Raw genomic sequence first — 3,927 nt, 5'->3', positions numbered from 1 at the left:
GGCGGCCGCCTGGGCCGCGCGCTCGTTCATCAGGCCGGCGACCCGCTCGCCCGCCGCGTCGAGGTTCGAGGCGAGCGCGCCGCCCTGGACGGCGATGACGTCGTCGACGCGGGTCGCCGCCGCCTCGATGCGGCCGGCGAGTTCGAGGCCGCGTCCGTCCACGGTCTCGGCCGCGCGGGTGGCGGCCGCCAGGAACACTTCGCGCACGCCGTCGATGCGGGCCGAGAAGTTGTCGGCGACGCTGCCGGCGGTGAGCGCCAGGGCGGCCTGGGCGTCGCGCCCGCGTCCCTCGATCAGTTCGGAGACGCCGGCGCCGGCGGCCTCGATCTCGGTGCGCAGCGAGGCGCCGCGGGCGGCGATGTCCTCGGCGATCGCCGCGCCGGTGGCGGCGAAGTGGCGGCTCAGGCCCTCGCCGGTCTCGGCGAAGCGGGCGGTGATCGTGCCGCCGGTCTGCGCGAAGCGCTCGGTCAGCTCGGTCCCGCGCGAGAGGAAGGCCTCCTCCAGGCCCTTGGTCGAGCGCTCGAAGGTCTCGCGCACGGCGCCGCCCTGGCGGTCGAGCGCCTCGATCAGGCCGGTGCCGGTCTCGGACAGGGACTGGGCGACGGCGCCCGCGTTGTCGGCGAGCGTGCGGGTGAGCGCCCCGCCGGTGCGCTCGAAGGCCTGCGTCACCTCGTCGGCGCGCTGCTGCAGCGCGGTGGTGAGGTTGGTGCCGATCTCCTCGAGGCCGCCGCGGACGCCCTCGCTGGTGGCGGTGAGCTGGCGGATCAGGTCGTCGCCGCGGGTCGAGACGTTGCCGACCACCCGCTCGCCGACCTCGCCCAGCGCCTCGCTGATCGCGGTGCCGCGGGCGTCGAGCGCCCCGGTCACGCGCTCGCCCGCGCCGTTGATCGCCGCGACGATGCGCTCGGCCGCGCCCTCCAGCTCGCTCGACAGGTTCTCGTGCGAGCCGGTGATCGCCCCGCGCACCCGGTCGGCGCTGCCGACGATGGACTCGCGCTGGGCGATCAGCTCGTCGACGAGGCTGCGGATGCGAATCTCGTTGTCGGAATAGGCCCGCTCCAGCGTCGAGATCTCGCCGCGCACCAGGGTCTCGAGTTCGCCCGCGCGGGCGAGCGCCCGCTCCACGCCGTCGCCGACGGCGGCGACCTCGCGGCGCACGGTCTGCGACATGGTCAGCACCGCGTCGGTCGAGAAGCTCTCGGGCTCGGCCAGCCGGATCGCCACCTCGCCGACGGCGCGGGCGACGAGGCGCATCTCGTGGGCGCGCACCGCCAGCATCGCCGTGATCAGGAACAGCACGATCGGCCCGGCGATGGCGGTGGCCACCACCGCCGCCTGGAGCGCGGTGAGCCCGGTGACGAAGGTCTTCAGGTCGCCGCCGGACTGGTTCCAGGCGAGCGCGACCAGGCCGTTGAGCCAGAGGAAGGAGGCGATGGCGGCGACGAGGTAGGGCTTGCGCGAGGGCCGCACCCGCAGCGTCTGCTGCAGGATGCCGATGTTCTGGCGGTCGTCGTTGGCCACCAGCGAGCGGTCGGGGGGCAGGAGGCCGCCCTCGCGGCGCGAGCGCCCGCGCTCCGGCAGGGGAATGTCCGAGGCGGACGGGTCGATGTCGAGGTTCGGGGTGCGGCGTCCCCCGGCCTCGGAGAAGGGATCGGCCAGCGGGTCGCCGTCGCCGACATCGGGGAGGCGGGGCTCGACGCGGGCGGTCTCGCCCGGCGCCGGAATGTCCAGATTCAAAGCCTGCTCGATCGCGGAGAGGGCCGCCTCCGCCGGATCCTTCAGCTTCTTCTCGGTGGCCATGCAACCCTCGTACGCATCGCCGTCCATGGCGGAGCTCGCGCTCTCCGCAATGGAGACGGATTTACCCGACGTCCCACGGGACCTTAGTCTCTTGGAACATGCACCCGATACCCGATCGGCCCGGCGCACCCAAGAAACCTTAACGGAATGGTTACCAAGCCGGGTCCCGTGATCCGGCATCCGCCTCAAGTTCTGACGCCTGCAGGCAGAAACGGGTACGCCCCGGCCGGCCCTGCGCTGTGGATAGCCGGCGCCACCCACAGGCGGGTCGCCGTGCCGAGCCTAATCCACAGGTCGGGGCCGGTCGAACGACCATTCGGTGCCGAAAACCGTTTATAACGCAGTCGATGAGGACGGACGTGGACGTCGAGAACAAGCTCGCCCCTCTGCTCGATCGCGCCCATCTCGACGCGCAGACCTTCGGCGATGCCGATCTCGCCCGCGAGGTTCTGACGCTGTTCGAGGAGCAGTGCCGCCGGCTGCTGCCGGCCTTGGCGGAGGAGGGGCGCCCGGCGGGGGAGCGGGCCGACCTCGCCCACACCCTCAAGGGCGCGGCCCTGGGCGTCGGGGCGATGCGGGTCGCCGAGGCGAGCGCGGCCGTCGAGACCGGGCTTCGCGGCGACGGCACGGCCGATCTGGACGCGTTGCGGAGCGCCGCGGCGCGGACGGTGGAGACGCTCGGCGCCTTCGGCCTGGAGGCGTGAGCGGACGGGATTTCGGCTTGCATGACCGGTCGCACCAGACTGCCGTCGGCGGGCGACGGCGGTCCGGGCGCTCGGGCCGGCGATCAGGGATGCGCGCGCCGTCACCGCCGTCGCCGTCGGCGCGACGGAAAAGCGCCCGCTTGCCGCTTGCATTCTTGCGCCGCCGCCCGCAAGCAGGCGCCACACCGCCCCTCGAAGGATCGCAGGCGGACGCCGACACGTCCCGGAGCAAGGTATGCCCAAAATCACCTACGTCGATCACGCCGGCACGGCCCGCACGATCGATGGTGAGGTCGGCTCGACCGTCATGGAGACGGCGATCCGCAACAACGTTCCGGGGATCGATGCCGAGTGCGGCGGCGCCTGCGCCTGCGCCACCTGCCACGTCTACGTGGACGAGGCCTGGGCCGACAAGGTCGGGCCCGCCGAGCCGATGGAGCAGGACATGCTCGACTTCGCCTCGGACGTGCGCGCGACCTCGCGCCTGTGCTGCCAGATCCGCGTGACACCCGAACTCGACGGCCTCGTCGTGACGACCCCGGCCCGCCAGGGCTGAGGCCCCGGACAGGGCGCTCTGCCGGTCGGCCTATCGCAGCAGCGCCCGCATCGCCCCGTCCAGCCCCTCGAGCGTCAGCGGAAACATCCGGTCGGAGACGATCCGGCGGACCATGCCGATCGATTGGGTGTAGGCCCAGTGCTCGGCCGGGACGGGATTGAGCCAGACCGCCTTGGGAAAGTGATCGAGCACGCGGCCGAGCCAGACCTCGCCCGCCTCCTCGTTCCAGTGCTCCACCGAGCCGCCGGGATGGGCGATCTCGTAGGGGCTCATGGAGGCGTCGCCCACGAACACCACCCGGTAGTCGGACGGGTAGGTGCGGATCACGTCGAGGAGCGGGATGCGCTCGTCGTGGCGGCGATGGTTCTGCGTCCACACCGCCTCGTAGGGGCAGTTGTGGAAGTAGTAGTGCGCGAAGTGCTTGAACTCGGAGCGCGCGGCCGAAAAAAGCTCCTCGGCCAGTTCCACGTGCCAGTCCATCGAGCCGCCGACATCGAGGAAGAGCAGCACCTTCACGGCGTTGCGCCGCTCCGGGCGCAGCCTCACGTCGATGAAGCCCTTGCGGGCGCTCTCGCGGATGGTGCCGTCGAGGTCGAGTTCCTCGGCCGCCCCCGTCCGGGCGAAGCGGCGCAGGCGGCGCAGGGCCACCCGCATGGAGCGGGTGCCGAGTTCGCGGGAATCGTCGAGATCCTTGAACTCCCGCCGGTCCCACACCTTCACCGCGCGGAAGTTGCGGTTGCCGTCCTGGCCGATGCGGATGCCTTCGGGATTGTAGCCGTAGGCGCCGAAGGGCGAGGTGCCCCCGGTGCCGATCCATTTCGAGCCGCCCTGGTGGCGTCCCTTCTGCTCGGCGAGGCGCTGCTTCAG

The 3,927-nt window shown here is 72.2% G+C and carries 3 protein-coding genes and 1 pseudogene; 2 read left to right on the top strand and 2 right to left on the bottom strand.

Annotated elements, in window-relative coordinates:
* A pseudogene (locus MFF42_RS20030) lies at positions 1-1,800 on the bottom strand (hypothetical protein); the annotation flags it as partial.
* A gap of 359 nt (positions 1,801-2,159) precedes the next feature.
* On the opposite strand from MFF42_RS20030, the gene MFF42_RS20025 reads away from it, so the two are divergent.
* Together MFF42_RS20025 and MFF42_RS20020 are read left to right on the top strand one after the other, a co-directional pair.
* Positions 2,160-2,504 carry an Hpt domain-containing protein gene (locus MFF42_RS20025; RefSeq protein WP_238257316.1) on the top strand — a complete coding sequence of 115 codons (345 nt, stop codon included), beginning with the start codon at positions 2,160-2,162 and terminating at the stop codon, positions 2,502-2,504.
* A gap of 235 nt (positions 2,505-2,739) precedes the next feature.
* The gene (locus tag MFF42_RS20020; RefSeq protein WP_108942160.1) at positions 2,740-3,060 is read left to right on the top strand and encodes a 2Fe-2S iron-sulfur cluster-binding protein; all 321 of its coding nucleotides are present in this window, start codon (positions 2,740-2,742) and stop codon (positions 3,058-3,060) included.
* A 30-nt stretch (positions 3,061-3,090) separates the two neighbouring features.
* On the opposite strand, the gene MFF42_RS20015 is transcribed toward MFF42_RS20020, so the two are convergent.
* Positions 3,091-3,927: vWA domain-containing protein (locus MFF42_RS20015; protein WP_238257315.1), on the bottom strand; the 837-nt coding region annotated here is incomplete at its 5' end.

The sequence above is a fragment of the Methylorubrum podarium genome (assembly GCF_022179745.1).
GTDB lineage: Bacteria > Pseudomonadota > Alphaproteobacteria > Rhizobiales > Beijerinckiaceae > Methylobacterium > Methylobacterium podarium.
Note: the sequence above shows the minus strand (reverse complement) of the source record. Positions and strands in the feature narration are given on the sequence as shown.

What these genes read in the sequence shown, in the direction of transcription:
- MFF42_RS20020 (WP_108942160.1), top strand. Translation starts at nt 2,740, where the DNA reads ATGCCCAAAATCACCTACGTCGATCACGCCGGCACGGCCCGCACGATC.